Below are 22,507 nucleotides of genomic sequence, written 5' to 3'. Positions count from 1 at the left end.
CTTGCGTCCCCGCAATGAAACGGGGAAACCTTCCTGCGCAACATGTCTCGCAGAGCGAGATCGCGCAGTGGTCACAACACGGTGTCAAGTCGGCGGCCTGATGGACGAATCGAAATCCGCTGTTAGGGTCGGGGCCATCGTGCGGTTCAACGATGCGGTTCTCCAGAAGCGATGGCGCCCAGCCGTCGCGCTGATGCTCGCGCTCTGGCTGGTCGCGGTCGGTTTCGAGTGGACCCAGCCCGGAGCCGGTCATCCACACCACGGGCCGCACGCGCTGGCTGCCGGCCCGCACGGCGACCCCGCTGCGATGACCGACCACGCGCACTTCGAGAACGGCTCGATCCCGGTCTCCCCCGACACCTACGCCGACGCCGTGCGGCCCCGCGCCACCGTCGCCCTGTTGGCGCTCGGCCTGCTCGCCGCGATGGTCGCGGTCGCCGTGTTCTACCGGGGCGCGCCGCTGGCCCTCATCCGCGGCCCACCCCGCGGACTGGGCGAGGTTCTGACCGGTCGGGTCCTGCTGACCCGGCTCTGCATCGCGCGCCGCTGATCGGCAGCGCCGACCCTGCTCACCCGAGCGTGGTCGGTCGACGCTGCCCCTCGTCAGCGGCTGCGCGGCACCCGTCGCGGCCCCGAAAAGAAGCGACGCTCCCCCATGAAAGCTGCCCTGTCCCTGCGTTCACCCCACCCGTCCCCGTCCCGTCACCACCGACTCGGCCGCTACGAGCGGCCGGGCACCATGGTGGGCAACACCCCCGTGCTGCGTATCGCGGCACCCTTCACGTCCGACGAACGCGGCTTCTGGGCCAAACTCGAAGGCTTCAACCCGGGCGGGATGAAAGACCGTCCCGCCATGCACATGGTCGAGCGCGGACGTGCCTGCGGCGCCCTGCGCCCCGGTGCGACCATCGTGGAATCCACCAGCGGAACGCTCGGCCTCGGGTTGGCCCTGGCCGGCACGGCGTACGCGCATCCGGTCACCCTGGTCACCGACCCCGGTATGGAACCCCTCATCGCGCGGATGCTGTCCGCGTACGGCGCCCGCATCGAGATGGTCACCGAACCGCATCCCGACGGCGGCTGGCAGCGGGCACGCCAGGACCGGGTGCAGCAGATCCTCTCCGCCGATCCGCACGCCTGGTATCCCGACCAGTACAACAACCCCGACAACGTCGAGGCCTACCGGCCGCTCGCCCTGGAACTGCAGGCCCAACTCGGCCACATCGACGTCCTGGTCTGCTCGGTGGGCACCGGCGGGCATTCCGCAGGGGTGGCCCGAGTCCTGCGGGAGTCGAACCCCGCCCTACGGTTGATCGGCGTGGACACTATCGGGTCGACGATCTTCGGTCAGCCCGCCAGCACACGCCTGATGCGCGGCCTCGGATCGAGCATCTATCCGGGCAACGTGGACTACGGGGCGTTCAGTGAAGTGCACTGGGTGGCGCCCGAGGACGCCGTCTGGGCGTGCCGCACACTGGCCGCCACGCACTACACCAGCGGAGGGTGGAGCGTCGGAGCGGTCGCGCTGGTGGCCGGTTGGGCCGCGCGCACACTGCCGGACTCGAGCACGATCGCCGCGATCTTCCCCGACGGACCACAACGCTACTTCGACACCGTCTACAACGACGACTACTGCCGGGCCCACGGACTGCTCGACCACACGCCGCCCGCCGGACCCGCGGTGATCGGCCACCCGCGCGAGCGAGTGGTGTCGTCGTGGACGCGCTGCACCGATGTCGTCGACCCGATGGCGGTGCTGCGGTGACAGGCCTTCTGACACAGTTCCGCAGCTTCGGCTGGCCCAGCCGGCTGCTGATGATCAACCAGTTCGGCATCAATCTCGGCTTCTACATGCTGATGCCCTACCTCGCCGGATACCTGGCCGGGCCGCTGGGACTGGCCGCGTGGGCCGTGGGCCTGGTGTTGGGTGTCCGCAACTTCTCCCAGCAGGGCATGTTCATCGTGGGCGGCACGCTGGCCGACCGGCTCGGCTACAAACCGCTCATCGTGGCCGGATGCCTGTTGCGGACAGCGGGTTTCGGCCTGCTCATCTTCGCCGAATCCCTACCGGCGGTGTTGATCGCTTCGGCGGCAACGGGATTCGCCGGGGCGCTGTTCAACCCTGCGGTGCGCGCGTATCTCGCCGCCGATTCGGGGGCGCGACGGGTCGAGGCGTTCGCGCTGTTCAACATCTTCTATCAAGCCGGCATCCTGGCCGGTCCGCTGGTCGGGCTGGCGCTGTTGGTGCTCGACTTCCGCGTCGCGGCGGCGGCGGCGACAGCCGTCTTCGCGGTGCTCACCGTCGCCCAACTGTTCGCGTTGCCGCAGCACAGCGCCTCCGCGGCGACCGAGAAGAGTTCGGTGCTGGCGGATTGGCGTGTGGTGGTGGCGAATCGGTCGTTCCTGTTGTTCGCGGCGGCGATGATCGGCTCGTACGTGTTGTCCTTCCAGGTGTATCTGGCGCTGCCGCTGCAGGCCGGGATGCTCGCTCCGAACGACGAAACCCTGATCGTCGCAGGAGTGTTCGTGGTGTCCGGCCTGGTGGCGGTGTTCGGTCAAATGCGCATCACGCGGTGGTTCAGCGCCCGCTGGGGTGCGGGACATTCTCTCGTGGTGGGCCTGGTGATCCTGGCGGCGGCGTTCGTCCCGCTGATGGCGGTACCGGACGGCGGCCGATTCGGGGGTGGCGCGGCGGTCGCCGCGCTGCTGGTGGCCGCGGGCGTGCTGGCGGTCGGTTCGGCCGCGGTGTTCCCGTTCGAGATGGACACCGTCGTCTCACTGGCGAACGACCGGCTGGTCGGCACGCACTACGGCTTCTACAACACCATCGTCGGGGTCGGAATTCTCGTCGGGAACCTCGCGACGGGATCGCTCATGCAGGCCGCGCGCGACGCCGGCATGGCCGGGTTGACCTGGGCGGCGCTGGCCGCGATCGGGCTCGCGTCGGCAGCCGCGCTGTACCGACTCGACCGGACCGGTCGGCTGCGGCCCGCACCGACGGCCGTCACCGGGGTCTAGATGCCGGTCAGCGGCCGCCCGTCGGCCTGCCATGCCCGCATACCGCCGCGCAGTTCGACGACGTGGGTGTAGCCGAGGTCGCGGAGCGATTCCGCCGCGGTCGTGCTCATCGGCCCGGACCGGCAGTAGATGGCCAGCGCGGTGGACCGGTCGGACGGGAGGCGGTCGGCCTGGTCGGCGATCCGGTCGAACGGTATCGACAGATCCGTACCGGCGATATCGCCTTCGAAGGGCACGTGCACGTTGATGGTCAGCCGGTCGGGTTCAGCCACTGCGGCGGCGAATTCGGCGGGATCCACCAGACGGGCGGCGGACACCTCCGTGGGTGTGTCGGTTCCGCACGCCGACAGGGCCAGCACCGCGCACGCACCGGCGACTGCGCCGAGCACGCGGCGCGGCGGGCGACGTCGACGGTCGAGCATGGTCTTCAACGTACCCGTATCACCGCTTCGCTCGGGGCAACATCCGCTCCCGCAGGGAGTCGTAGATGGGCGGTGATCCGGTCAGTTCGGCGGCCAGCACGGCCGCGGCGGTGGCGGCGAGCATCGGGATGGCGACGGCCGTCGTGGCCGTCATCTCGATGACGACGACGATGCCGGTCACCGGTGCCCGCACCGTGGCTCCGAAGAATGCGGCCATCCCGACCAGCGCCATCGGAATGCTCAGCGCGGCAACGTCACCGGGCAACAGGGGGCCGCTCACCCCGACGAAGAGCAGCCCCCACAGCGCGCCGACCGCCAGCAACGGCGCGAACAGGCCACCCGGGACGGCGGCCGAGTAGGACAGCGGGCCCGCGACGAAGCGCACCAACAGGTATCCGACCACCACCGGGAGCACGATCTCGTGGCCGCCGAGGATCAGCTGTGTCAGTGTGTCGCCACCCCCGACGGCCTCTGGGTAGACGAACATCGCGAGGCCGATGATCGCGCCGATCACCGCGGCCTTGGCGATCGCCGGTACGCGTCGCATACCGCCGACATGGTCGAGGAACCACAGCACCAGCCGGTTGTACGCCGCACCGAGGCATCCGGTCAGCAGCCCGAAGACCACGAAGAGGGGCAACCACGCCAGCGCGGGGGTGTCCACCGAGGTGACGAAGAAGTCCGGTTCGTTCCCCAGGATGAACCGCATGCAGCCGACCGCGGCGGCGGCCGCGAAGAGCGTGGTCAGCACCGTCGGCAGCCGGAACGATTTGGTCACTTCCTCGAGCGCGAACAGGGTGCCGCCGATCGGCGCGTTGAACGCGACCGCGAGGCCGGCGCCGCCGACGGCCGTCTGCATCATCCGGATGTCGGGGTCGGGAAGTCGAGCGCGGCGGGCCGCCTCGGCGCCGATCGCCGCGCCCATGTGCACCGTCGGCCCCTCGCGCCCGAGCACCAGTCCGGATCCGATGGACAGCACACCGCCGACGAACTTCGCGGGCAGCAGGATCAGCAGCGGCGCGCGGGCGTCGCCGCGATAGACGGCCTCGACGTGCTGGATTCCGCTGCCTGCGGCCAGGGGCACCCAGCGCACGATCAGGGCGGCCAGCGTCGCGCCGAGCGCCGCGGCGGCCATGGGCGCCAACCATCCTGGGCCCGCCAGATCGTGTGCCCAGTCGACGAAGTCGACTCGCAACCGGTCAGCGGCCTGAAGGCACCAGCGGAAGGCGCCGCCGATGAAACCGATCGCCACACCGGCGACGACGGCGGTCGCGCAGAGGTAGACCCATCGGCGCCCGGATTCAGCGGGCTGGTCGCGGTCGACGGCCGGATCGGTCATGGCGCATCAGTCTCGCAGACTGAGGGCCTCGTGGCGGCCTGTCCGCTCAGCGTTTCACGGGTCCCCACGTCACGGGGAGTGCGTAGACGCCGTAGGCCCGTGTGTTGTTCTTGAACTCGATCTCGTCGAGGCTGGTCGCGAGCCGCAGATCGGGTATCCGGCGCAGCAGGGTGTCGAACACGACCTGCAACTCGACGCGCGCCAGCTGCTGGCCGATGCACCCGTGCGGCCCGAAACCGAAGGCCAAGTGGTGATTTCCCTGTCGGGTGACGTCGAGGCGTTCCGGCTCGGCGAAGGCCCCGCTGTCCCAGTTGGCGGCGGGAAACCCGGAGACGATCCCTTCGCCTGCCCGAATGGTCTCGCCGGCGATTTCGATGTCCGCCAGCGCCACTCGGCATTTCGAGTTGCCGGCGACGGCGAGATAGCGCAACAGTTCCTCGATGGCGCCGACGGTCACGGTGGGGTCCTCGGACGCACGCACGATCGCGGCCTGATCGGGATTCAGCAGGAACGCCAGCGTGCCGAGACCGATCATGTTGGCGGTGGTCTCGAAGCCACCGCCGAGCACGCTGGTGGCCATGAAGATGGCGGTGTCCATGGTGACGTTTCCCGCCCTGACCTGTTCGCCCAGTTCGGCGCAGATGGTGTCCGCCCCGGTCGGGTGCTCGACCTCCCGGGTGACGAACGTGCGCAGGTAGTCGAACAATTCGGCCATCGCACGCTGGCCTTCCTCGGCCGGGACGCTGCGGTCGACGCCGGTGGAGATGTGGCGCTGGAAGGTCTCGTGGTCTTCGTAGGGCACGCCGAGCAGCGCGCAGATGGCGATGGTCGGCACGGGAAGCGCCAGGGCGGTCATCAGGTCCACCGGCCGCGGTCCGGCCAGCATCGCGTCGATGCACTCGTCGGTGTGGCGCTGGATCATCGGCCGCAATGCGTTGGCCCGCTTGACGCTGAACGAGCGCGTCAGCATCCGGCGGTAGCGGCGATGCTCGTTTCCGTCGGTGTTGAGGAAGGTGGTGGGCCGCCGCTTCGATTCGCGCGCCTCGGTGGGGCTCCACTGGGGGACGGCGTAGTGGACGTCGTCGGCGCTGACGCGGGAATCGGTCAGCAGGGAGCGCAGCTCGGCCGGTCCGGTCACCAGCCAGGGAGTGCTGCCATCCCACCACCGGACGCGGTGCAGCGGCTTCTCGGCGGCCAGCGTGCGGATCTGTTCGGGCGGTGCGAACGGGCAGCCCTGCTCGCGCGGCTGGGGGTAGTGCGGAAGGTCGGCGTCGCCGCCGGAGCGGACAGGTGACAGGTCGTGCACGGTCATGGCGTCACTCCTCGATGTCGATGGCCCGGGCCGGGCAGGATTCGACCGCGCGGCGGGCATCGTCGTGCTGGTCGGCGATCGGCTGATTCAGCAGCACGACGACGCCGTCGTCATCACGCTGGTCGAACAGGGCGGGCGAAGTGAACGCGCGCTGGCCGGCGGATACGCACATGTCTTGATGCGCAACAACTTTCATGAGTCCCTCACACGAGATCGAACGTCCGGTACCGCGTCCGCACCGCACAAGGCCCGCGGACCGGCACTATGGAACAACCGTATCTTATGGAACACTTGTTCCCTAACGCACAGGATATAACTGTGAGATGGCTTTCATGTCGGCGCCCGCCCCCGCCCGGGACCGTCGCGTCCGTCGGTCGCGCGCCGCGCTGATCCAGGCGGCGATCGACGTGGTCACCGGACGCGACACCGCCTCGGTCGCGCTCAGCGATATCGCCGAGGCCGCCGGCGTCACCCGCAAGGTGGCCTATCAGCAGTTCGGCGACCGCGATGCGCTGCTGATGGAAGCGGCGCTGGATCTGATGCGCCGGGAAGTGGTGCCGCAGGTGATCAACCTGCCGCCGGGCAAGCCACGTGCCCTGGCTGCGCTCCGCCACTTCGCCGACCACCGTCGCTTCTACCGGGCGGTGCTGACCGGCCCGAACGCGGTGAGCCTGGGCGCCGGGCTGGCGGATCTGGTGCTACCGCGCACCCGGGACCGCATCCGCGACCTCCACGGCGACGACCTCGACCCCCAGTTGGTGGCCGATCTGGCCGTTCAGATCAACGGCGGCATCCTCGCGATGATCACCGCGTGGTTGATCGAGGGCGATGACCCGTTGGACCCCGACGACTTCGCCGAACGGATGTTGCGGGTGCAGTACTTCTTGATTCCCGAGGGCAGGCGTGATGCCGACGAGGGGCGTCGTTGACGAGACTGTCGACGCGACCGAGCAGTTGATTGCCCTGCCGAGTATGGAATCCGCTCGCGGCGTCTGCGCATTGGGGCCGGGCATCGAGAAGTCCCAGGTTCCTTCGGTGATGTCGGCAAGTCAGGCCGACCTGGTCGTAGTCGGCTCACCGCTCGACAGCAACGCGAAACTTGATCATGTGATAGCCGTTGATAGTTCAGCAAAAGTGTCAAGGTAAGACATTTTCCTTGTGACCTTCAATATCAGTACCTAAAGTCGCTGACAGCAGTCTGACTTGAGATAGCTGTAGCTTCCGTTCAGTTCCCGATCGGGAGTTTCAAACAGACGACACTAGATGCCAGGGGGATCTCTTCATGATGAGCAAGAAGATGACGATCACGACACTCCTCGGTGGCGCCGCAGTCGGTGCCACGCTGCTTATCGGCGCGCCTATTGCTAGCGCCGACCCGGACGGCCCCAGCTGGGGATCAGAGGTCAAGGGCTGCGTAAAGAACAGCAGCTGCTACGGCGGCGGCACTCGCGGTGAGTACGTGCGGGCTCAAGCACGCGATAACGAGACACCCGGCTACGGCAATGAAATTCACCGGCTGGCCAATCCAGGGGCTTCCGATCCGAGCGGCGCCGTGACAGGTACTAATCCAAGCGGAGACCGCCCGTCTGGGAACTGACCAGCGCCGCTCGGAAAGGCGATTGTCAATCGCGCCGTTCTCGAAGCTATTCGCGGTCACGATTCCGCGCTGGCCGACCCCGCGAACGCCAGCGTCGCCCTGCAGATCAGCTTCCGGGATTCCGAACACCGGTGCCGGATAATCGTCCGACATCACCCATCCCTGGCGGTCATCGCGTACTACCTCACCTATGCGCCGTCCATGTCCCGAGGTGATCGCCCGATCAGTAACCGCGCCTCGGCGTGCGCCAGAGGACCTCACGGACATGTTGCGAATGTTAAGAGGAGCGCGGGATCGACTGTCGTATAACCGATCTGGACAGTCACCGTGATGCGGAGTTGCGAACCTGCCGCGATGCCGAGCGCGCGCGACCCGAGCCTCACGCGGGCGTCAGACCCTCTCGTGGGTGGTCGTCATTCTTCACGGCGACCGCGAAATCGCCGATCAGCGCGGTCACTTCGTCGGCCAGTTCGATCTGCGGAAAGTGGCTGCTTCCCGGCAGGATCGCCTGTCGAGATCGGGGCACGTGGCTGCCGACCAGATCCAGCCAGGGCGATGCCACGCCCGGCGCCAGCGAGACCCGCTCGCGGGCGGTGTCCATGGTGGTGCTCTGGATGGCCAGGAGGGGAACGTCGACCGCGTCGAGTGCGCCCTCCACATCGCCCGCGTCCCAGCGAGCCAGATCCGTCAGCAAGGGTCTGCCCAGCGCCGCGGGGAAGCGCAGGGCACGGTCGACGATCGCTTGCCTGATCGCGGGATCACTCGACGGTACGAACATCGACTCGAAGAAACTCCGCATGAATCGCAGGTAGCCGTCACCGACGAGTTCGTCGGCCATGGACTGACCGGCGGCCTCGGAATCACCGGCGCCGATACGGCTACCGTCCACAAGCACCAGACCCGCCACGGCCTGAGGTCGCCTCCGGCTCGCCGCGAGCACCACCCGGCACCCCATGCTGTGGCCGACCAGGACCGCCGGGGGCACATCGAGCGCGGCCAAGGCCTGGGCGACCGCGGTGCCGTAGGCCTCGATGGTGCACTCGGCCGGCGTTCCCGGACTGAGGCCGTGGCCGGGCAGGTCGCACGTCACGACCGTCATCGTGGGCTTCAGCGTCCGGACCTGTGCGCGCCAGTCCGTCCCGTCGCAGGCCAACCCATGCACGAAGAACAACGGAGGATCCCCGGTACCGACCCTGGTGATGTGCATGCTCCGAGCCCCTCCCGGGCCGCCACTGCGGTGAACCAGAATCGTGTCACGTCAGCGTCCGGCGCGGCGAGGAAAGTTGCGTCGCGGGTGGACCGGCCAGCGGTACTAGCCCGCGCAGTTCAGCGACACCGAAATGGACCGGGACACGACGACCGGAACCAGGCGGCCGTGATCGTCATCGTCACCGCCGAAGCCAAAGGGTCCGTCATGGTGTTCGACCCGCGCCAACTCGGTGACGGTCTGCGGGTTACGGACGCTGGTGACGACACACTCCTCCAGCGGAGCGCTGCCGACCCGGTCGATGTTGACGGTGTAGCCCGCGGCCTCAAGCGCTGCGATGGTCTCGAGTGCTGTTTCGGCCTGGGCGGGGATCGCCGGCGCGACCAGCACAGCACCGACGGAGAGCAGCACAGGGGCCAATATCGATGTTCGGCGCATATCTTCGATCCGTTCTACGAAACCCCGTCATCGATTTATCGCCGCGGCGGATCGGTTCGTTTCCCCAGGCTGATCGCCCTCGGACTACGTCTCGTCGGCGACCCCGTGGCGGCTCTGGTGGGCGCCGGGGGCGTCCGAGTCGCCATGTTGATCATCGAGCTGCTCTTGCGTCTCTCGCTGCTCGTCGGTTGCCTGGGTGGCGTCGACGGGCTTGGCGGGCGGATCGTTTGGCTGACTCATGCCTCAGAGTCACCCGATAGGACGGCGGCCAAACCGTTTCAGCCGGCCGGACCGGAGGCCCGAAGTGCTCCCAGCACCGCGGTCACGGGTCACGCGCAGTTCAGCGAGACGGTGATGGTGCGCTTGACCACCACCGGAATGAGCGCTCTGTCGTCGTCGCGGCCCTCCACCAACGTCAGACGCCTCCGCTCCTGCGGCCGGCCGATCTCGGTGATCCGGCATTCCTCGAGCGGTGCGCTACCGATGCGGTTGAGCCTCACGTCGAACCCGCTGGCCTCCAGCTGGTGGATCGTAGCGGCCGCCGAGTCGGCATGGGCCGGCGACGCCGGGCCGAACATGATGGCTCCCACGGCGGCAGCCCCGGCGAACGTGGAGAGCGCGATGGCCCGCAGGACCGGGGCGTGGATGGTGATGGCGTTCATGGCGAGAACCCTTCTGTAGGTGTTGATTCCGAAGAACCGCTGTCATCTGACTGACACAGATCGTGTCGCAGTCGCGCCCGCGGTACTTGGAGGTTGTGTGGAGAACACGTGGAGATCGTCCGCGGGGGTTTCCCCGTGGGACCCCGGCATCGTCGAGCCGGAGCTTGCCGCGGCACGAACGGAGGACCTCCCGTTGGAAATCACCGGCACAAGCGACGATCGAAGATCCGTTGAAACCGCCGCAAAGCCGATACCGTGGGTGGGCCGGCCGCGACAGTACAAGCTGTTCAGAGCGCGCGTGGACCGCTCGGCTGAGAAGGGATGTCTACGTGACGCGGACTTTCGGCACCATCACCGCAGATTCCGGGCGGAGGGTTCACCTCCCATCCCCCTTCGCCGACTCGCAGCATCCGCCTCGGGCGCACCCCTGGCGCAAAGCACGCCAGATGCGCTTGCGGACAGCAAGATACAGACCAACGCCAACACGCTGTCGGCTCGCTGGGACGGCTGGGCCGGGATTGTCGCTGGACCTCGATTCGGCCGGACTTTGAGGTCCGCGGCTAGGAACACGTGATGGATTCCGAGCAGATCATCCGCATCGCGCTGACCATCGTCACGCCGATTGTGACCGCTGGAATCGGGATACTCGCTCTGGTTGTCGGGGACTGGCGCGAACGCCGAACACAAACCGGCCGCCGGAAGCTGGCGGTGGAAGATGCCTGTAGGCAGGTAGGGTTCGCCGCGGATTGGTTCAGCGCCAGCAAGCTGATCAACGACTCACCCGAGGTGCAACAGCAGGCGGCGGCACAAGCACAGGCGTGGCTTGACGAAGCCGCGGAGCTCCTCAGCGAATCCACGCCACCGCCGTCTGCCGAAGTGACGAAATCCGTCACTGCCCGACGCCTCCTGCTCGCCTACCCGATGCACCGTCGAGGGGCGAGGGTCCTTCGGGGCCTCTATTACTTCTTCCTGGGCGTAGTGGTCCTCCAGTTCAGCGGGGCACTGGGCGCCGCTTTCGGTAGGACGGACACGCTGGGTGTCCCCAATTACTTCTCGGGCGGGCTCATCTACACCGACCTTCTCGTCATCTTCCTGTACACGCTCGTCGCGATGGGATTTCGCTTCTGGTCGCTGCGTGTCGAGGAATCACGAGTTACCGCTGCGCCGCGAATGACCATCCGGCGTGCATTGTTGCTGTACAGGTTGAGAGGGCTGCGGGCCATCCTGGCCCGCTTTCTCTTTCACTGCTGGGTCGCGTTGACAGTGCTGATTGCCGTCCTGACGGTGGTCAGCGCCATCGATGACCCGAGGGTATTGCCGTCGAACCTGGTTGCGATCGCCGCGCTGGTCGGGTGGGCGATCGCTCTACGGTATTGGGCGGTTTCGAAGGATTCGCAGCTGCCGCCGTCGGGTTCAGTTCCACCTCTGTGACATGGCGGCTGGCACCCCCTGGAAAAATAGCAGAGCAATGATCAGAACCTGTGGATGACCCTCGGTGGGGCGGCATGAAAGTGGGCGCACCTTCCCGGGGATGATCTGAAGTCCAAGGTTCTCTGATCAAGACCGGCGTTGACGCGCTGGTTGGGAAGGTACGCCCATGCTCACCGTAGTTCACGACACCGATGAGGCCAACGCCAATGACGGCGGTGGTCGGTCGTTGTTGGATGAGATCGTGCGCGACGGCGCCCGGCAGATGCTGGCCGCGGCGCTGAAGGCTGAGGTGGCCGCCTACATCGATGCCCACGCCGGTGAGCTCGATGAGAGCGGTCGCCGGCTGGTGGTCCGCAACGGCTCCCACGCCGGGCGTGAGGTGTTGACCGCCGCGGGCGCGGTGGCGGTGACCGCGCCGCGGGTCAACGACAAGCGTATCGACGCCGATACCGGTGAGCGGCAGCGGTTTTCCTCGGCGATCCTGCCGGCGTGGGCGCGCAAGTCCCCGCAGATGACTGAGGTGCTGCCGCTGCTGTACCTGCACGGCCTGTCGACCAGTGACTTCGGGCCGGCCTTGGAGCAGTTCCTCGGGTCCAGTGCCGGGCTCTCGGCGACGACGATCACACGGCTGACCAGCCAGTGGCAGGAGGAGGCCAAGGCCTTCGGGGCCCGGGATCTGTCGGGCACTGACTTCGTCTACCTGTGGGTCGACGGCATTCACCTCAAGGTCCGCCTCGAGCAGGAGAAGCTGTGCCTGTTGGTGATGATCGGGGTCCGCTCCGATGGCCGCAAGGAACTCGTCGCCCTGGCCGACGGGTATCGAGAATCGACCGAGTCGTGGGCCGATCTGCTGCGGTCGTGTCGCCGCCGCGGGATGATCGCCCGGTGTTGGCCGTCGGTGACGGTGCACTGGGCTTTTGGAAGGCGATGCGCGAGGTGTTCCCGGCTACCCGCGAGCAGCGCTGCTGGTTTCACAAACAGGCCAATGTCCTTTCCTGCCTGCCCAAATCGGCGCAACCCGGTGCGGTCGCGGCGATGCGGGAGATCTACAACGCCGAGGACCTCGACCACGCGCAGGTCGCGATCAAGGCCTTCGAGATCGACTACGGCGCCAAGTACCCCAAGGCGGTCGCCAAGATCGTCGACGACGCCGACGTGCTGTTGGAGTTCTACAAATACCCAGCCGAACACTGGATCCACTTGCGCACCACGAATCCGATCGAATCAACCTTCGCCACCGTGCGATTGCGGACGAAGGTCACCAAGGGGCCGGGATCCCGCGCGGCCGGAATTGCCATGGCCTACAAGCTTATCGACGCCGCACAAGCCCGGTGGCGGGCAGTCAACGCACCCCACCTGGTCGCCCTCGTCCGTGCCGGCGCCGTCTTCCACAAAGGCAAGCTACTCGAACGCCCCGCCGACATCACACCGCCCGAGCCGGCCGAATCAACCGAAACGGAGGTCGCCTGAAACACCCCGATCCACAGGTATTGACAATTCCTCAAAATAGCAGCCGTAATCTTCTTGCGTGGCAACCTCCCGCACAGGCCGCCGACTCCACGGAACGCCGTAGCCGATCGGCAGGGCTCGCGCGGGCCTGAGATCACAGCTACCCTGCAAACGACCCCAGGCCTCTTGCGTGGGCAACTAATTCCGGGAGCCTGCGGTCGTCAGCAGCAGAGCTGCCTCGTTGTAGGGAAACGCTCGGTAGAGCAGCCGGGAACGCGGTGTGACGAGGGCTGCGGCCTCGGCCTTGCTCACCACCCGCGGGTTGACGAGCGCGACAGCCCGTCCACGCTTGCGCAGCACCGTCGGTCCTCCGGCCAGCACATTCTTCAACCAGTCCGTCTGCGGGCCGTAGCCGATGAGGATGGCGTAGCCATCATGGGTCTCGAATACCAAGAGGGGCGTTCGGTATCGCTTACCCGACTTCCGCCCGACGTGCTCGAGCGTCCCGAGGCCGGGAAGCCACGGGGTGATCGTGCGAGCCACCGGATTGGTGACTCGCTTGTTGAACTCTGCGATTCGTCGAGGGACTCGCATTCTCGGAAGTCTAGGTGTCGTCAGGTGACCGACACCAAGTACTCGCCGCGGAAGCGCAGGGTCCCGTCGTCGGCCTCATTCACATCGGTGGCCCAACCGAGGTAGGTCTCGCGCACCAGTTCGTCGCCGAGTTGGGCTCGCATGGCGATCAACGGAGGGAAGCTTGCCAGCATGAAATCGACATAGCTCTCGGGCGAGGGTTCGTCGAAATCGACGTTGTGCCGCTCGAATTCGACTGATTCACCGAGCAACTCACGCACATGCTCTTCGGTGCCCCACAGCACCGGTGGCTGGAAGCCCTCCGGCGGCGCGGGAGAAATCGCGCCTAGGCGCTTGAACATCTCGCCGATGGCGCCCTGCGGCGTCCAGCAGGCGACCGCAATGCGACCCTCGGGCCGGCAGACACGGAGCAGTTCATCCGCGGTGCGCTTGTGGTCGGGCGCGAACATGTGTCCGATCGCGGAGATGACCCGGTCGAAGCTGTCGTCCTCGAATGGAAGGGACTGGGCATCGCCTACCCGCCAGTCGATCTCCACGTTGGCGTCGGCGCCGCATTGCCGTGCAATCGCGATCAGGCCCGGCGAGAAGTCCAAGCCGCATACTCGCGCCCCCAACTTGGCCGCAGGGATCGATGCGTTGCCGGTGCCGCACGCGACGTCAAGCACGGCCATCCCGGCTTCGATGCCCGCCCGCCGGACCAGCACGTCGGCGATGGACGTCACCTTCTCTGCTACTGCTCGATAGTCCCCTGTCCCCCACATGTCATCAGTCATGACCATCAGCGTCCGCCGATTCCGGCCGACAGGGAAGGGGCTCTTGCATCGGTACGGCTGGAGGACCGGAACACCGTCGCGGAGATTTCGGCGCACGGCTGGGTCTTGCGACCGGCTCGCCTCCCGGCCGGCACGTACCGTCGAGGTCATGGTGTTGGCGCGGGAACTGGGTGCGATCAGGAGCGGTCTGGGCAGCGCACTGTTCGGGATGGTCGCCGGGCCGGACGGGCCGGACAACCGCGCACGTATCCACGGCACGCCGGGTCCGCGGTGGTTCGCCGAGGATCGACCGATCCGCCGCGTCCACGCCGACGCATCGATGTTCGTCGGAGGACTGCGCGCGCTGCTTCTGCAGTCGCTGCATCCGCTGGCCATGGCCGGCGTCGCCGGCCACTCCGACTACCGCGGCGATCCCTGGGGACGTCTACAGCGCACCAGCACCTTTCTCGCCGTGACGACCTTCGGCCCGGCCGCCGACGCGCAACGCGCTGTCGACAAGGTCCGCGGCATTCACCGCCGCGTACGCGGTGTGGCGCCGGACGGCACACCCTACGACGCCACTGATCCCCACCTTCTCGAATGGGTGCACATCGCCGAGATCGACAGCTTCCTTCTGGCGCACCAGCTCTATGGCGCACAGCCTCTTGATCAGACCGGCCGCGACGCGTACGTCGCCGACACCTCCCGCGTCGCAACCGCTCTCGGAGTGCTGAATCCGCCACGCACCGAGGATCAGCTGCGCGAACGGATCGAGGCATACCGACCGGAACTGCGCAGCACAGCGGCCGCCCGCGACGCCGCGCGATTCCTGTTGTTGACGCCGCCGCTGCCATTGTCCGCTCGGGCTCCCTACGGGGTGCTCGCCGCCATCTCGGTGGCGATGCTGCCGGGATGGGCCCGTAAGCCGTTGCGGCTGCCGTACTTTCCGCCTCTCGAGGCGACTGCTGTGCGGGTATCCGGACGGGTGCTGGTCGGTGGGATTCGCTGGGCGATGACAGCCAGTCAGGAGGAGCGAACTACTGCTCGCTCAACCCCATCAGCTCGGTGACGTGATGATCACGGCCGGCCAGGTAACCGCCGTCCACCACCAGCGTCTGCCCGCTGACGAAGCTGGCGTCCGCCGAGAGCAGGAAGGCGGCGACGCCGGCCACCTCGGCCGCTCGGCCGAACCGTCGCAGCTTGTGCTCGTGACGTAGGCCCTCGCGCGGTCGCTCCATGCCGGGCATGCCGACAACGGCGTCGAACAGCGGTGTCTCGATGAAGCCGGGACAGATCGCGTTGACCCGAATCCCGCTCGGCCCGTAGTCGATTGCCGCGTTCTTGGTCAGCAGCACGACTCCGCCCTTCGAGGCGTTGTAGGAGCTGCCGCCCGCAGTGCCCTCCAGCCCCTCGATGCTGGACAGGTTGACGATCGCGCCGCGTTCGCCGTCGACACGGTCCTGCTGCAGCATCTGGGTCAGCGCGGCGCGGTTGACGACGAAGGTGCCCTTGAGGTTGACGTCGACCACGCGGTCCCATTCTTCGTCGGGCAGCAGGTGGATGGGTCCTCCGCCTGCCACCCCGGCGGAGTGCACCACGCCGTCGAGCCGCCCCGCTTCGGCCACGACGGCAGCCACCGCGTCAGCGACCGCTTGCCCGTCCAGGATGTCGGCGCGGCGGTAGGCGTATCGATCGGCGACGCGGTCAGCCTCGGGAAGGTCCAGCCCGACGACGTAGGCCCCTTCCTCCAGGAGTCGCTGCACCGTCGCCTGCCCGATTCCCGACGCCGCTCCGGTCACCAGGACACCCTTGCCGTCAAACCTGTTCACTCGCCACCCGTTTCGCGACCGCATACGGCGACAAAGTCTGCCGCTGACATTGACCATCCAGTGGGCCCAGTATGTATGGTCAGCCGTCGTATCCGATGGGGATTGCACGACAAGCGCAGCCCAGACTCGGGGCGACCGGCCGACGGCCGGAGCCCGGCGAGCGTGAGGTCAGGCAGACGTGGCCAGCACTCGACTGTCCTCCGCAGCGAAGGTGTCCTCCAACTGCAACGGTGAGTAGTCGACGTCGATCTCTGCCAGGGCGCGGCCGCGAGCGCTGCTGATGGTGCCGAACCGGCGCATGCCCTTGTCGGCGGCGTACTGCTGAAACTCCTCCTTCGCGAAGCCGAACGGAATTTCGTCGTACAGCGCGAAGGAATCGTCGGTGTTGCTGAGCGCGAGAGGGATCAGCTCGTTCATCCGGTTCTCGAACACTTCCCAGTTCGCGTCGTCGGCCGCGACGTGCCGCCGGCAGGTGAAGGTACCCCACGCCATATGCCGACGCTCGTCGTCACCGATGCGGCGGACCAGCTCCTGCATACCCGGCAGCACCTTTCGATCTACGCAAATCCGGTGCCAGGCATAGTATCCCGTCAAGGCCATCATGCCCTCGATGACGTGGTTGTAGGTCGCGGACGCGCGCACCTGAGCCGCCGGCGACGGGTCGGTGGCCAGGGCCTCCAACGATGCGGGCAGTTCCTCGTAGAACATCTGCCGGTAGGACGGCAGGTCGTCGAGGTAGCACTGGAGGTCGTCGGTCATCCCGACCGCGTCGAGCCACATGCGGAACACCTGCGTGTGCTTGGCCTCCTCGAACGCGAACTGCGTCAGGTACATCTCGTCACCGAGCCGGCCCTCGGCGCGCATCGCCGCCATGAACGGCTGGATGTCCTGGGTGACCGCCTCCTCACCGGCGATGAATTGAGCGCACAGGCGAGTGGCCCAGTCCCGCTCCAGATTCGACAGCGATTCCCAGTCAGCGCGGTCCTTGGAGAAATCGATGTCGGCGGGGTCCCAGAATTTGGCGTTGCCGCCGGCGAAGAGCTTGAGGGGCATGCTGTCCCAATTCAGCCCGCCTGCGGCGAGCGAGTCAGAGCGTGTCCTGGTCATGGTGTTACCTCCTGGGCGGACGTTTCCGGTGAGGGCTGCACCGGGACGGTTTGGAAGGCCGCCGACAACACGGCGACGTATCGGCGCACGGCCAGGGCCGGCTGTTCGGGCGACAGTTCGTCGAGTCCGAGGATCGGATCGAGGCCGCGGACATAGGGCGCCAGCGCGAGGTGAGGCAGGATCATCAGCAGTAGCGAGACCAGGGTCTCGGTGTCCGCGTCATCGCGCAGATCCCCGCGAGCCCGCGCGTCGTGCACCAGCGGACGCAGCACCTCCAAATAGTGGCGGTGGACGACGGCACGCACACTGACCCGGGCGTCAGTCTCGACCTCGAAACTCGCAGCGGCGTGCAGTGATCGCTCTCTGGGATGTTCGGCGAAGTAGGCGACCCATGCGTCGAGGAGGTCGACGAGGAACGGGAAGAACGGCCTGCTCGCGTCGAGTTCGCGGATCTGCGTCTCCATGTACGACCGCACCCGCTGACTTGCCACGTCGGTGATGAACGCGTACAGGTCGCGTTTGTCGGCGAAGTACTGGAAGAGGCTGCCCTTGGCGACGCCCGCGCGGCGCGCGATGACGTTGAGGCTGCCGTGCGAGAAGCCGTGCGCGGCGAACTCCGCCTCCGCGGCCGCCACCACCGCCGCCCGGCGCTCGCCATCGAGTCGGGCCCACGTCACTGTCGGCATCGAGCCTCCACATCACATATGACCACTGGTCACAATACTGTGATCCGGCCCATAGTCAATGGGGTGGGTGGACGACGTTGGGCGACCCTGTCAGCCCGTTCGTAGACCCGCGGCGACACCGCGCGGCCCGGCTACCGCCACCGTCGGAGTTCGTTCGGCGCCCAGCCGGGATCGCCCGTCGTCGCGAATCGCACCCACGCACCGTGCATCGCGCCCACCAGTTCCGGCGGGACATCGCCGTCCCCGAGTAGCCCGCGCGGTCCCCGCAACACATCGACGTCCGTGCGGTCGAAGACGAACGGCAGGTCCACCGCGTGCGCCGCACCCAGCTCTCCCCCGACGCCGGTTGACCGCCAGCCGAACTCGTAGCGATACGTCGGCGCCGAGGCCTGCCTCTCGAGGGCGAAACGCTCGGTGCCGGTGCGGAACAACGCGTCGCCGAGGATCGTCGAGCGCAGTGCACCCCAGCAGGCCCGCGGGTGGCGAGTCCGGTAGTCCTGCACCAGCGTGTCCGGATCGGGGTGCACCCGCGCCGCGAGCGCGTGGACGTCTTCTTCCGTCGAGATGTCCAGGTGCCCCTGCGGCACCAGATACAGGTTGCCCTCTTCGGTGGTCGTACCGATCAGCACGCCGACCTCGGGATGCGCTGTCGGGTCGGTCTGCCGGTCGGAGACGAGGCTGAACGGACTGAGTCCGACCAGCGGGTCGAATCGGTCGCCGACGCGCAGGTCCAGTCCTCCCAGTTCGGCAGCGACGCCGACCAATATCTCGTCGGGGATACCGGCCAGGTCGTCGACCGTCGGTTCCACGCCGAGCGCGTCGGCGACCGCCCGGCTCACCCGTTCCGCTTGGTCCGGGGAGAACGCCCCATAGGGGTTGCCGCTCTGCATGATCGCGCGCCGGATCAGTGTCGGCGCCTGCGCTTCGGCGAGGACGCCCGCGGTGGTCGTCGCGCCGGCCGACTGACCGAACAGGGTCACGTTGTCGGGGTCCCCGCCGAACGCCGCGATGTTGTCGCGCACCCAGGCTAGCGCTGTGAGCACATCGAGCAGGCCGCGGTTTCGCGGCGCACCCGCGATGTCGAGGAACCCCGCGATGCCCAGCCGGTAGGTGACGGTCACCAGGACCACGCCGTCGCGCGCGAACGCCGACCCGTCGTAGAGCGGTGTGCGCGTCGAACCGGCGACGAAACCCCCGCCGTGCACGAACACCATGACCGGATAGGGTTGCCCTGCTGTGGCATTCGCGTGCGGCGTCCAGATGTTGACCGTCAGGTAGTCCGGATCGCGCACCCACCCGGGCCCGAAGAACGGTGACATGTCGAGGCGGCCGAAGCCGTCCCGCCGAGGCTGCGGTGCCGTCGGTCCCGGCATGGTCGCGTCCCGGATCCCTGGCCACGGCGGGTGCGGTTCCGGCGCGGCGAACCGCGCCCGCCCTTCTGGGGCGGCGGCGTAGGGAATGGCATAGAAGACCTGGGAATCAGCGAGCGTTCGACCGCGGACGGCCCCGGATCCGGTCATGACGACGGGGTCAGACACGGGCTGTCACCCGATCGAACGGTGCCCACTTCGTGATGGTGAACCGGTCGCCGTCGCGGGCGAGTTCGGCGGCTCCGTGTCCGCCGAGGTGAGCGGGTACCACCAGCGTGTTCGTATCGGCTGCCCAGCCGAACACCCGGCGGCGGGTCGCGCGGGCCTGCGCGGGATCTTCGCAGAAGCAGCTGTTGACGTCTGGTTCGACGAATTGCAATGGGGTGTGCAGCATGTCCCCGACGAACACCGCCCGGTCGGTGCCGGATTCCAGCGTCACCACCGACGAGCCCGGCGTGTGTCCCGGCGCGGTCTGCAACCGCACGTTCGCGTCGACGGCGAAGGTGTCCTCCCACAGCACCGTCTGCCCGGCGGCGTGCACCGGAGCCACGCTGTCCAGGAAGAGGGTTCGGTGGTCGGGATTTGCGGACTGCCGGTTGGCGGGGTTCCAGTAGTCGAAGTCGGCCCGCGGTATCAGGTAGGTCGCGTTCGGGAAGGTCGGTTCCCAGTGTCCGTCGACCAGACGGGTGTTCCAGCCGACGTGGTCGACATGCACGTGGGTGTTGATCACGTAGTCGGCGTCCTCGGGTCGCACCCCGGCGGCGGCGAGGTTGTCGAGGTAGTCGGTCTGCAGCCGGTGCCAGACCGGCGTGTTGGGCCGTTCCTTGTCATTGCCGACACCGGTGTCCACCAGGATGGTGGCGCCGGCGCTGCGCAGCACCCAGGTCTGGATGGCCGAGACGCAGACGTCGGCGGCCGGGTCGAGGAAGTCGGGGGCCAGCCAGTGCTCGTTGTGCCGCCAGGCGGTGGGGTCGGCCTCCGGGAAGAACGTCTGCGGGGAGAGCCGCACCGAACCGTAGTACTCGAGAACCCGGGTGACGGTGACGTCGCCCAACACGATTTCGTCCATGCGCCCAGCGTGGGTCGCCGGTGGCGGGCGGACCAGCCCCGCGTTTGCCTACCCCTGTCAGGGTCAGGTAGCCCGGCCGCGTGTGACGCATAGTGGGGTATGGCCTCTGAACGACTCGGCGAGTTCCTGCGGGCGCGTCGTGCGCAGGTGAATCCGGAGGACGTCGGGTTGCAGCATTACGGTGAGCGCCGACGGGTGGCCGGACTGCGTCGCGAGGAACTCGCGCAGTTGGCGGGTGTGAGCGTGTCGTACTACACGCGCTTGGAGCAGGGGCAGTCCGTGAACGCCTCGGCAGCGATCCTGGATTCGCTGGCCCGCGCCCTGCAGTTGAACGAATATGAGCGACAACATCTTCGAGACCTCGCCACCCGGCGGACCGAGCCGGTCCGGCGGCCGCCGGCCGAACGTGTCAACACGCTCACCCGCGACCTGTTGCGTTCCCTCGGCGATCTTCCCGCGGTCGTGGTCGGCCGGCGCACCGATGTCCTGGCCTGGAACGACGTCGGTCACGCACTGGTGGCCGGCCACATCGACCGCGAGGCGGTGGAACGGGCGACCGAGCGCCCGAATCTGGCCCGGATGATGTTCCTCGACCCGCACACCCGCGAGCTGTACCTGGACTGGCCGCGTAAGGCGCGGGCGGTGGTGGGGAACCTGCGTCACGTCGCGGGCCGCCACCCCGAGGACGCGCTGCTGTCCGCGCTGATCGGTGAACTGACGGTCAAGAGCCCGGAGTTCGTGTCCCTGTGGGCCGATCATCGGGTCAAACGCTGTGAGGCCGATACCTACGACCTGCATCACCCCCTGGTCGGCCCGCTCACCGTCACCCAGCAGAACCTCACGCTGGCCCGCTCCCCCGAGCAGGCGTTGTCCGTCACGACCACCGCGGAAGGATCCGCGTCGGCCGACACGATGCAACTGCTGATCCGTTCGGTCCGCGGCGATCACCCGGCGCCGCAACGGGTCTGACCTCGTTTGCGGTCAGCGCGCGGAGTCTGCACGCGTCAGGAGCAGGGCCGCCTCGTTGTAGGGAAACGCCCGGTAGAACAGTCGGGAACGGGGGGCGACGAGGGCCGCGGCCTCGGCCTTGTCGACCACCCGCGGGTTCGTGAGCGTGACGGCGTGTCCGCGCTTGTGCAGCACGGTGGGACCGCCGGCCAGCACGTTCTTCAGCCAGTCGGTCTGCAGGCCGTAGCCGACGAGGATGGCGTAGCCCTCCTCGGTCGGGAAGACGAGGAGCGGGGTTCGGTAGCGCTTGCCTGACTTTCGGCCCACATGCTCGAGCGTCCCGAGGTTCGGAAGCCACGGCGTGATCGCCCGCGCCGCCGGATTGGTGACCCGCCGGTTGAACTGTGCGACTCCCCGAGGCATGCGCATGGTCAGAGTCTAGGTGTGCCGTTTAGGCCATCTTCTCGGCAATGATGTCCCGCAACCTTTCACCGAGAGTCTTGCTTTCGAACAATTGCCCCCAGTGATCCCACTTGATCGGTAGAGCCCAAGGCTCAGGGAGCGGTGGTTTCGAGAACATCTTCTGGTGGGGTGGGACAGTGCTGCTGTAGACGTCCCCGGTGGTCGCAACGAAATAGTGCGTCGGGTGCATGTCGTAACGTCCCGGGTCGTGCTTGATCGTCCACCCCTGCATCGCGGGGACGCGGACCTTCTTCGTCCCTCCGCTGTCGCGGATGCCGACATTGGACCAGAACGTCTGCTTGGTGGGCGCCACGCCCAGGCGAGTCATTGCCTCGACGAATTCTTTGAGTTGCGCACGCTGCTGTTCCGCCAACCGCTGATCAGCTCGTTCTTCCGCACTGGTCTGCGACCGTTCCGCAGCCTTCTTCGCTGCGGCATCTTCCCATAAGGACATTCCCGCGCACCTCTCGTAACATACGGCGATCAGTTCGAGATCCTCCCAGACCGGCCGGCCATATGCGGGCTTCGCCGACGTGGGTCGACCTGTCAGCAACCGAATCATCCGTTCGGCGGACACCTTTTCGGCGGAGGCTTGCGGCCAAGGGAAACGCTCACGTCAAACCCGACTCCCGCCGAATCGGATACGGCGGTCCGTCCCGGGCGTGGCCCATAGGCGTCGGCTGTGCCCCCAGTCGGACTCGAACCGACACTGGGCGGATTTTAAGTCCGCTGCCTCTGCCAATTGGGCTATGGGGGCTTCTGCAGGTGGAAGCATACTGAGGCCGGTTCGCGGCTCCGGGACGTCCTCGGAAGCG

At 67.4% G+C, this 22,507-nt stretch carries 25 protein-coding genes, 1 tRNA gene and 1 pseudogene; 9 read left to right on the top strand and 18 right to left on the bottom strand.

The window, feature by feature from the left end:
* Nucleotides 1–139 precede the first annotated feature (139 nt).
* The 3 genes from lpqS to G6N49_RS00865 all read left to right on the top strand — a co-directional run bounded on the left by lpqS (nucleotide 140) and on the right by G6N49_RS00865 (nucleotide 3,018).
* Nucleotides 140–550: a putative copper homeostasis (lipo)protein LpqS gene (gene lpqS, locus G6N49_RS00875; protein WP_235679473.1), complete on the top strand. Its 411-nt coding sequence runs from the start codon at nucleotides 140–142 to the stop codon at nucleotides 548–550.
* A 105-nt stretch (nucleotides 551–655) separates the two neighbouring features.
* Nucleotides 656–1,765, top strand: a complete 1,110-nt coding sequence (locus G6N49_RS00870) for a PLP-dependent cysteine synthase family protein (protein ID WP_083045456.1) — start codon at nucleotides 656–658, stop codon at nucleotides 1,763–1,765.
* A complete protein-coding gene (locus G6N49_RS00865) occupies nucleotides 1,762–3,018 on the top strand; it encodes an MFS transporter (protein ID WP_083045455.1) in 1,257 nt (418 codons plus the stop codon). The genes G6N49_RS00870 and G6N49_RS00865 overlap by 4 nt, the downstream gene beginning before the upstream one ends.
* Here G6N49_RS00865 and G6N49_RS00860 read toward each other — a convergent pair.
* Genes G6N49_RS00860 through G6N49_RS00845 form a run of 4 tightly spaced genes read right to left on the bottom strand, consistent with a single transcriptional unit; the run spans nucleotide 3,015 to nucleotide 6,287 of the window.
* Nucleotides 3,015–3,440, bottom strand: a complete 426-nt coding sequence (locus tag G6N49_RS00860; RefSeq protein ID WP_011561577.1) for a rhodanese-like domain-containing protein — start codon at nucleotides 3,438–3,440, stop codon at nucleotides 3,015–3,017. The genes G6N49_RS00865 and G6N49_RS00860 overlap by 4 nt on opposite strands.
* Nucleotides 3,441–3,459: 19 nt before the next feature.
* On the bottom strand, nucleotides 3,460–4,779 hold the full coding sequence (locus G6N49_RS00855) for a H(+)/Cl(-) exchange transporter ClcA (protein ID WP_011561578.1): 1,320 nt from the start codon (nucleotides 4,777–4,779) through the stop codon (nucleotides 3,460–3,462).
* Between the two features lie 46 nt (nucleotides 4,780–4,825).
* A complete protein-coding gene (locus tag G6N49_RS00850) occupies nucleotides 4,826–6,091 on the bottom strand; it encodes a cytochrome P450 (RefSeq protein ID WP_011561579.1) in 1,266 nt (421 codons plus the stop codon).
* Between the two features lie 4 nt (nucleotides 6,092–6,095).
* The gene (locus G6N49_RS00845) at nucleotides 6,096–6,287 is read right to left on the bottom strand and encodes a ferredoxin (protein ID WP_011856737.1); all 192 of its coding nucleotides are present in this window, start codon (nucleotides 6,285–6,287) and stop codon (nucleotides 6,096–6,098) included.
* Nucleotides 6,288–6,414: 127 nt separating this feature from the next.
* Here G6N49_RS00845 and G6N49_RS00840 point away from each other — a divergent pair, with 127 nt between their 5' ends.
* Together G6N49_RS00840 and G6N49_RS00830 are read left to right on the top strand one after the other, a co-directional pair.
* Nucleotides 6,415–7,020, top strand: coding sequence for a TetR/AcrR family transcriptional regulator (locus G6N49_RS00840; RefSeq protein ID WP_011561581.1), 606 nt, complete (start codon nucleotides 6,415–6,417; stop codon nucleotides 7,018–7,020).
* A 356-nt stretch (nucleotides 7,021–7,376) separates the two neighbouring features.
* A complete protein-coding gene (locus G6N49_RS00830) occupies nucleotides 7,377–7,688 on the top strand; it encodes a hypothetical protein (RefSeq protein ID WP_235679472.1) in 312 nt (103 codons plus the stop codon).
* Between the two features lie 379 nt (nucleotides 7,689–8,067).
* Here the strand turns inward: G6N49_RS00830 and G6N49_RS00825 are convergent, their stop codons facing one another.
* The 4 genes from G6N49_RS00825 to G6N49_RS00815 all read right to left on the bottom strand — a co-directional run bounded on the left by G6N49_RS00825 (nucleotide 8,068) and on the right by G6N49_RS00815 (nucleotide 9,995).
* On the bottom strand, nucleotides 8,068–8,895 hold the full coding sequence (locus G6N49_RS00825; RefSeq protein ID WP_011561584.1) for an alpha/beta fold hydrolase: 828 nt from the start codon (nucleotides 8,893–8,895) through the stop codon (nucleotides 8,068–8,070).
* A gap of 105 nt (nucleotides 8,896–9,000) precedes the next feature.
* Nucleotides 9,001–9,333: a hypothetical protein gene (locus G6N49_RS00820; protein WP_011561585.1), complete on the bottom strand. Its 333-nt coding sequence runs from the start codon at nucleotides 9,331–9,333 to the stop codon at nucleotides 9,001–9,003.
* Between the two features lie 84 nt (nucleotides 9,334–9,417).
* Nucleotides 9,418–9,573 carry a hypothetical protein gene (locus tag G6N49_RS29145; protein WP_165607546.1) on the bottom strand — a complete coding sequence of 52 codons (156 nt, stop codon included), beginning with the start codon at nucleotides 9,571–9,573 and terminating at the stop codon, nucleotides 9,418–9,420.
* Between the two features lie 89 nt (nucleotides 9,574–9,662).
* The gene (locus tag G6N49_RS00815) at nucleotides 9,663–9,995 is read right to left on the bottom strand and encodes a hypothetical protein (RefSeq protein WP_011856739.1); all 333 of its coding nucleotides are present in this window, start codon (nucleotides 9,993–9,995) and stop codon (nucleotides 9,663–9,665) included.
* Between the two features lie 573 nt (nucleotides 9,996–10,568).
* Here G6N49_RS00815 and G6N49_RS00810 point away from each other — a divergent pair.
* Together G6N49_RS00810 and G6N49_RS00805 are read left to right on the top strand one after the other, a co-directional pair.
* Nucleotides 10,569–11,426 (top strand): hypothetical protein, encoded by an 858-nt coding sequence (locus tag G6N49_RS00810; RefSeq protein ID WP_011856740.1) that lies wholly within the window; start codon nucleotides 10,569–10,571, stop codon nucleotides 11,424–11,426.
* 166 nt (nucleotides 11,427–11,592) lie between these two features.
* Nucleotides 11,593–12,896, top strand: a pseudogene (locus G6N49_RS00805) (IS256 family transposase).
* A 177-nt stretch (nucleotides 12,897–13,073) separates the two neighbouring features.
* Here G6N49_RS00805 and G6N49_RS00800 read toward each other — a convergent pair.
* Complete coding sequence (locus G6N49_RS00800) at nucleotides 13,074–13,469, bottom strand: nitroreductase family deazaflavin-dependent oxidoreductase (protein ID WP_011561588.1); 396 nt, start codon at nucleotides 13,467–13,469, stop codon at nucleotides 13,074–13,076.
* Nucleotides 13,470–13,489: 20 nt separating this feature from the next.
* Complete coding sequence (locus G6N49_RS00795; protein ID WP_234789210.1) at nucleotides 13,490–14,191, bottom strand: class I SAM-dependent methyltransferase; 702 nt, start codon at nucleotides 14,189–14,191, stop codon at nucleotides 13,490–13,492.
* A gap of 199 nt (nucleotides 14,192–14,390) precedes the next feature.
* On the opposite strand from G6N49_RS00795, the gene G6N49_RS00790 reads away from it, so the two are divergent.
* Nucleotides 14,391–15,290, top strand: a complete 900-nt coding sequence (locus G6N49_RS00790; RefSeq protein WP_011856742.1) for an oxygenase MpaB family protein — start codon at nucleotides 14,391–14,393, stop codon at nucleotides 15,288–15,290.
* Here the strand turns inward: G6N49_RS00790 and G6N49_RS00785 are convergent.
* From G6N49_RS00785 to G6N49_RS00765, 5 genes are all read right to left on the bottom strand, one after another.
* Nucleotides 15,259–16,074: an SDR family NAD(P)-dependent oxidoreductase gene (locus G6N49_RS00785; RefSeq protein WP_049771840.1), complete on the bottom strand. Its 816-nt coding sequence runs from the start codon at nucleotides 16,072–16,074 to the stop codon at nucleotides 15,259–15,261. The genes G6N49_RS00790 and G6N49_RS00785 overlap by 32 nt on opposite strands.
* Nucleotides 16,075–16,218: 144 nt before the next feature.
* On the bottom strand, nucleotides 16,219–17,157 hold the full coding sequence (locus G6N49_RS00780) for a R2-like ligand-binding oxidase (protein ID WP_011856744.1): 939 nt from the start codon (nucleotides 17,155–17,157) through the stop codon (nucleotides 16,219–16,221).
* Nucleotides 17,154–17,843, bottom strand: a complete 690-nt coding sequence (locus G6N49_RS00775; protein ID WP_011856745.1) for a TetR/AcrR family transcriptional regulator — start codon at nucleotides 17,841–17,843, stop codon at nucleotides 17,154–17,156. Before G6N49_RS00775 ends, G6N49_RS00780 begins: the two co-directional genes overlap by 4 nt.
* A gap of 131 nt (nucleotides 17,844–17,974) precedes the next feature.
* Nucleotides 17,975–19,381, bottom strand: a complete 1,407-nt coding sequence (locus G6N49_RS00770) for a carboxylesterase/lipase family protein (protein WP_011856746.1) — start codon at nucleotides 19,379–19,381, stop codon at nucleotides 17,975–17,977.
* The gene (locus tag G6N49_RS00765; RefSeq protein ID WP_011856747.1) at nucleotides 19,374–20,282 is read right to left on the bottom strand and encodes an MBL fold metallo-hydrolase; all 909 of its coding nucleotides are present in this window, start codon (nucleotides 20,280–20,282) and stop codon (nucleotides 19,374–19,376) included. The genes G6N49_RS00770 and G6N49_RS00765 overlap by 8 nt, the downstream gene beginning before the upstream one ends.
* Nucleotides 20,283–20,381: 99 nt before the next feature.
* Between G6N49_RS00765 and G6N49_RS00760 the strand changes: the two genes are divergently transcribed.
* Complete coding sequence (locus tag G6N49_RS00760; protein ID WP_011856748.1) at nucleotides 20,382–21,251, top strand: helix-turn-helix domain-containing protein; 870 nt, start codon at nucleotides 20,382–20,384, stop codon at nucleotides 21,249–21,251.
* A gap of 12 nt (nucleotides 21,252–21,263) precedes the next feature.
* Here the strand turns inward: G6N49_RS00760 and G6N49_RS00755 are convergent, their stop codons facing one another.
* The 3 genes from G6N49_RS00755 to G6N49_RS00745 form a co-directional block, all read right to left on the bottom strand.
* Nucleotides 21,264–21,659 carry a nitroreductase family deazaflavin-dependent oxidoreductase gene (locus tag G6N49_RS00755; protein ID WP_011856749.1) on the bottom strand — a complete coding sequence of 132 codons (396 nt, stop codon included), beginning with the start codon at nucleotides 21,657–21,659 and terminating at the stop codon, nucleotides 21,264–21,266.
* 22 nt (nucleotides 21,660–21,681) lie between these two features.
* The gene (locus G6N49_RS00750) at nucleotides 21,682–22,254 is read right to left on the bottom strand and encodes a hypothetical protein (protein WP_235679471.1); all 573 of its coding nucleotides are present in this window, start codon (nucleotides 22,252–22,254) and stop codon (nucleotides 21,682–21,684) included.
* A 121-nt stretch (nucleotides 22,255–22,375) separates the two neighbouring features.
* Nucleotides 22,376–22,449: transfer RNA gene (locus G6N49_RS00745), tRNA-Leu, on the bottom strand.
* Nucleotides 22,450–22,507 lie beyond the last annotated feature (58 nt).

Origin of the sequence: Mycolicibacterium monacense (assembly GCF_010731575.1) — a bacterium.
Classification (GTDB): domain Bacteria; phylum Actinomycetota; class Actinomycetes; order Mycobacteriales; family Mycobacteriaceae; genus Mycobacterium; species Mycobacterium monacense.
Note: the sequence above shows the minus strand (reverse complement) of the source record. Positions and strands in the feature narration are given on the sequence as shown.

Coding starts and splice junctions, on each gene's coding strand:
- G6N49_RS00870 (WP_083045456.1), top strand. CDS start 656: ATGAAAGCTGCCCTGTCCCTGCGTTCACCCCACCCGTCCCCGTCCCGT.
- G6N49_RS00860 (WP_011561577.1), bottom strand. CDS start 3,440: ATGCTCGACCGTCGACGTCGCCCGCCGCGCCGCGTGCTCGGCGCAGTC.
- G6N49_RS00855 (WP_011561578.1), bottom strand. CDS start 4,779: ATGACCGATCCGGCCGTCGACCGCGACCAGCCCGCTGAATCCGGGCGC.
- G6N49_RS00850 (WP_011561579.1), bottom strand. CDS start 6,091: ATGACCGTGCACGACCTGTCACCTGTCCGCTCCGGCGGCGACGCCGAC.
- G6N49_RS00845 (WP_011856737.1), bottom strand. CDS start 6,287: ATGAAAGTTGTTGCGCATCAAGACATGTGCGTATCCGCCGGCCAGCGC.
- G6N49_RS00840 (WP_011561581.1), top strand. CDS start 6,415: ATGGCTTTCATGTCGGCGCCCGCCCCCGCCCGGGACCGTCGCGTCCGT.
- G6N49_RS00830 (WP_235679472.1), top strand. CDS start 7,377: ATGAGCAAGAAGATGACGATCACGACACTCCTCGGTGGCGCCGCAGTC.
- G6N49_RS00825 (WP_011561584.1), bottom strand. CDS start 8,895: ATGCACATCACCAGGGTCGGTACCGGGGATCCTCCGTTGTTCTTCGTG.
- G6N49_RS00820 (WP_011561585.1), bottom strand. CDS start 9,333: ATGCGCCGAACATCGATATTGGCCCCTGTGCTGCTCTCCGTCGGTGCT.
- G6N49_RS29145 (WP_165607546.1), bottom strand. CDS start 9,573: ATGAGTCAGCCAAACGATCCGCCCGCCAAGCCCGTCGACGCCACCCAG.
- G6N49_RS00815 (WP_011856739.1), bottom strand. CDS start 9,995: ATGAACGCCATCACCATCCACGCCCCGGTCCTGCGGGCCATCGCGCTC.
- G6N49_RS00810 (WP_011856740.1), top strand. CDS start 10,569: ATGGATTCCGAGCAGATCATCCGCATCGCGCTGACCATCGTCACGCCG.
- G6N49_RS00800 (WP_011561588.1), bottom strand. CDS start 13,469: ATGCGAGTCCCTCGACGAATCGCAGAGTTCAACAAGCGAGTCACCAAT.
- G6N49_RS00790 (WP_011856742.1), top strand. CDS start 14,391: ATGGTGTTGGCGCGGGAACTGGGTGCGATCAGGAGCGGTCTGGGCAGC.
- G6N49_RS00785 (WP_049771840.1), bottom strand. CDS start 16,074: ATGCGGTCGCGAAACGGGTGGCGAGTGAACAGGTTTGACGGCAAGGGT.
- G6N49_RS00780 (WP_011856744.1), bottom strand. CDS start 17,157: ATGACCAGGACACGCTCTGACTCGCTCGCCGCAGGCGGGCTGAATTGG.
- G6N49_RS00775 (WP_011856745.1), bottom strand. CDS start 17,843: ATGCCGACAGTGACGTGGGCCCGACTCGATGGCGAGCGCCGGGCGGCG.
- G6N49_RS00765 (WP_011856747.1), bottom strand. CDS start 20,282: ATGGACGAAATCGTGTTGGGCGACGTCACCGTCACCCGGGTTCTCGAG.
- G6N49_RS00760 (WP_011856748.1), top strand. CDS start 20,382: ATGGCCTCTGAACGACTCGGCGAGTTCCTGCGGGCGCGTCGTGCGCAG.
- G6N49_RS00755 (WP_011856749.1), bottom strand. CDS start 21,659: ATGCGCATGCCTCGGGGAGTCGCACAGTTCAACCGGCGGGTCACCAAT.
- G6N49_RS00750 (WP_235679471.1), bottom strand. CDS start 22,254: ATGATTCGGTTGCTGACAGGTCGACCCACGTCGGCGAAGCCCGCATAT.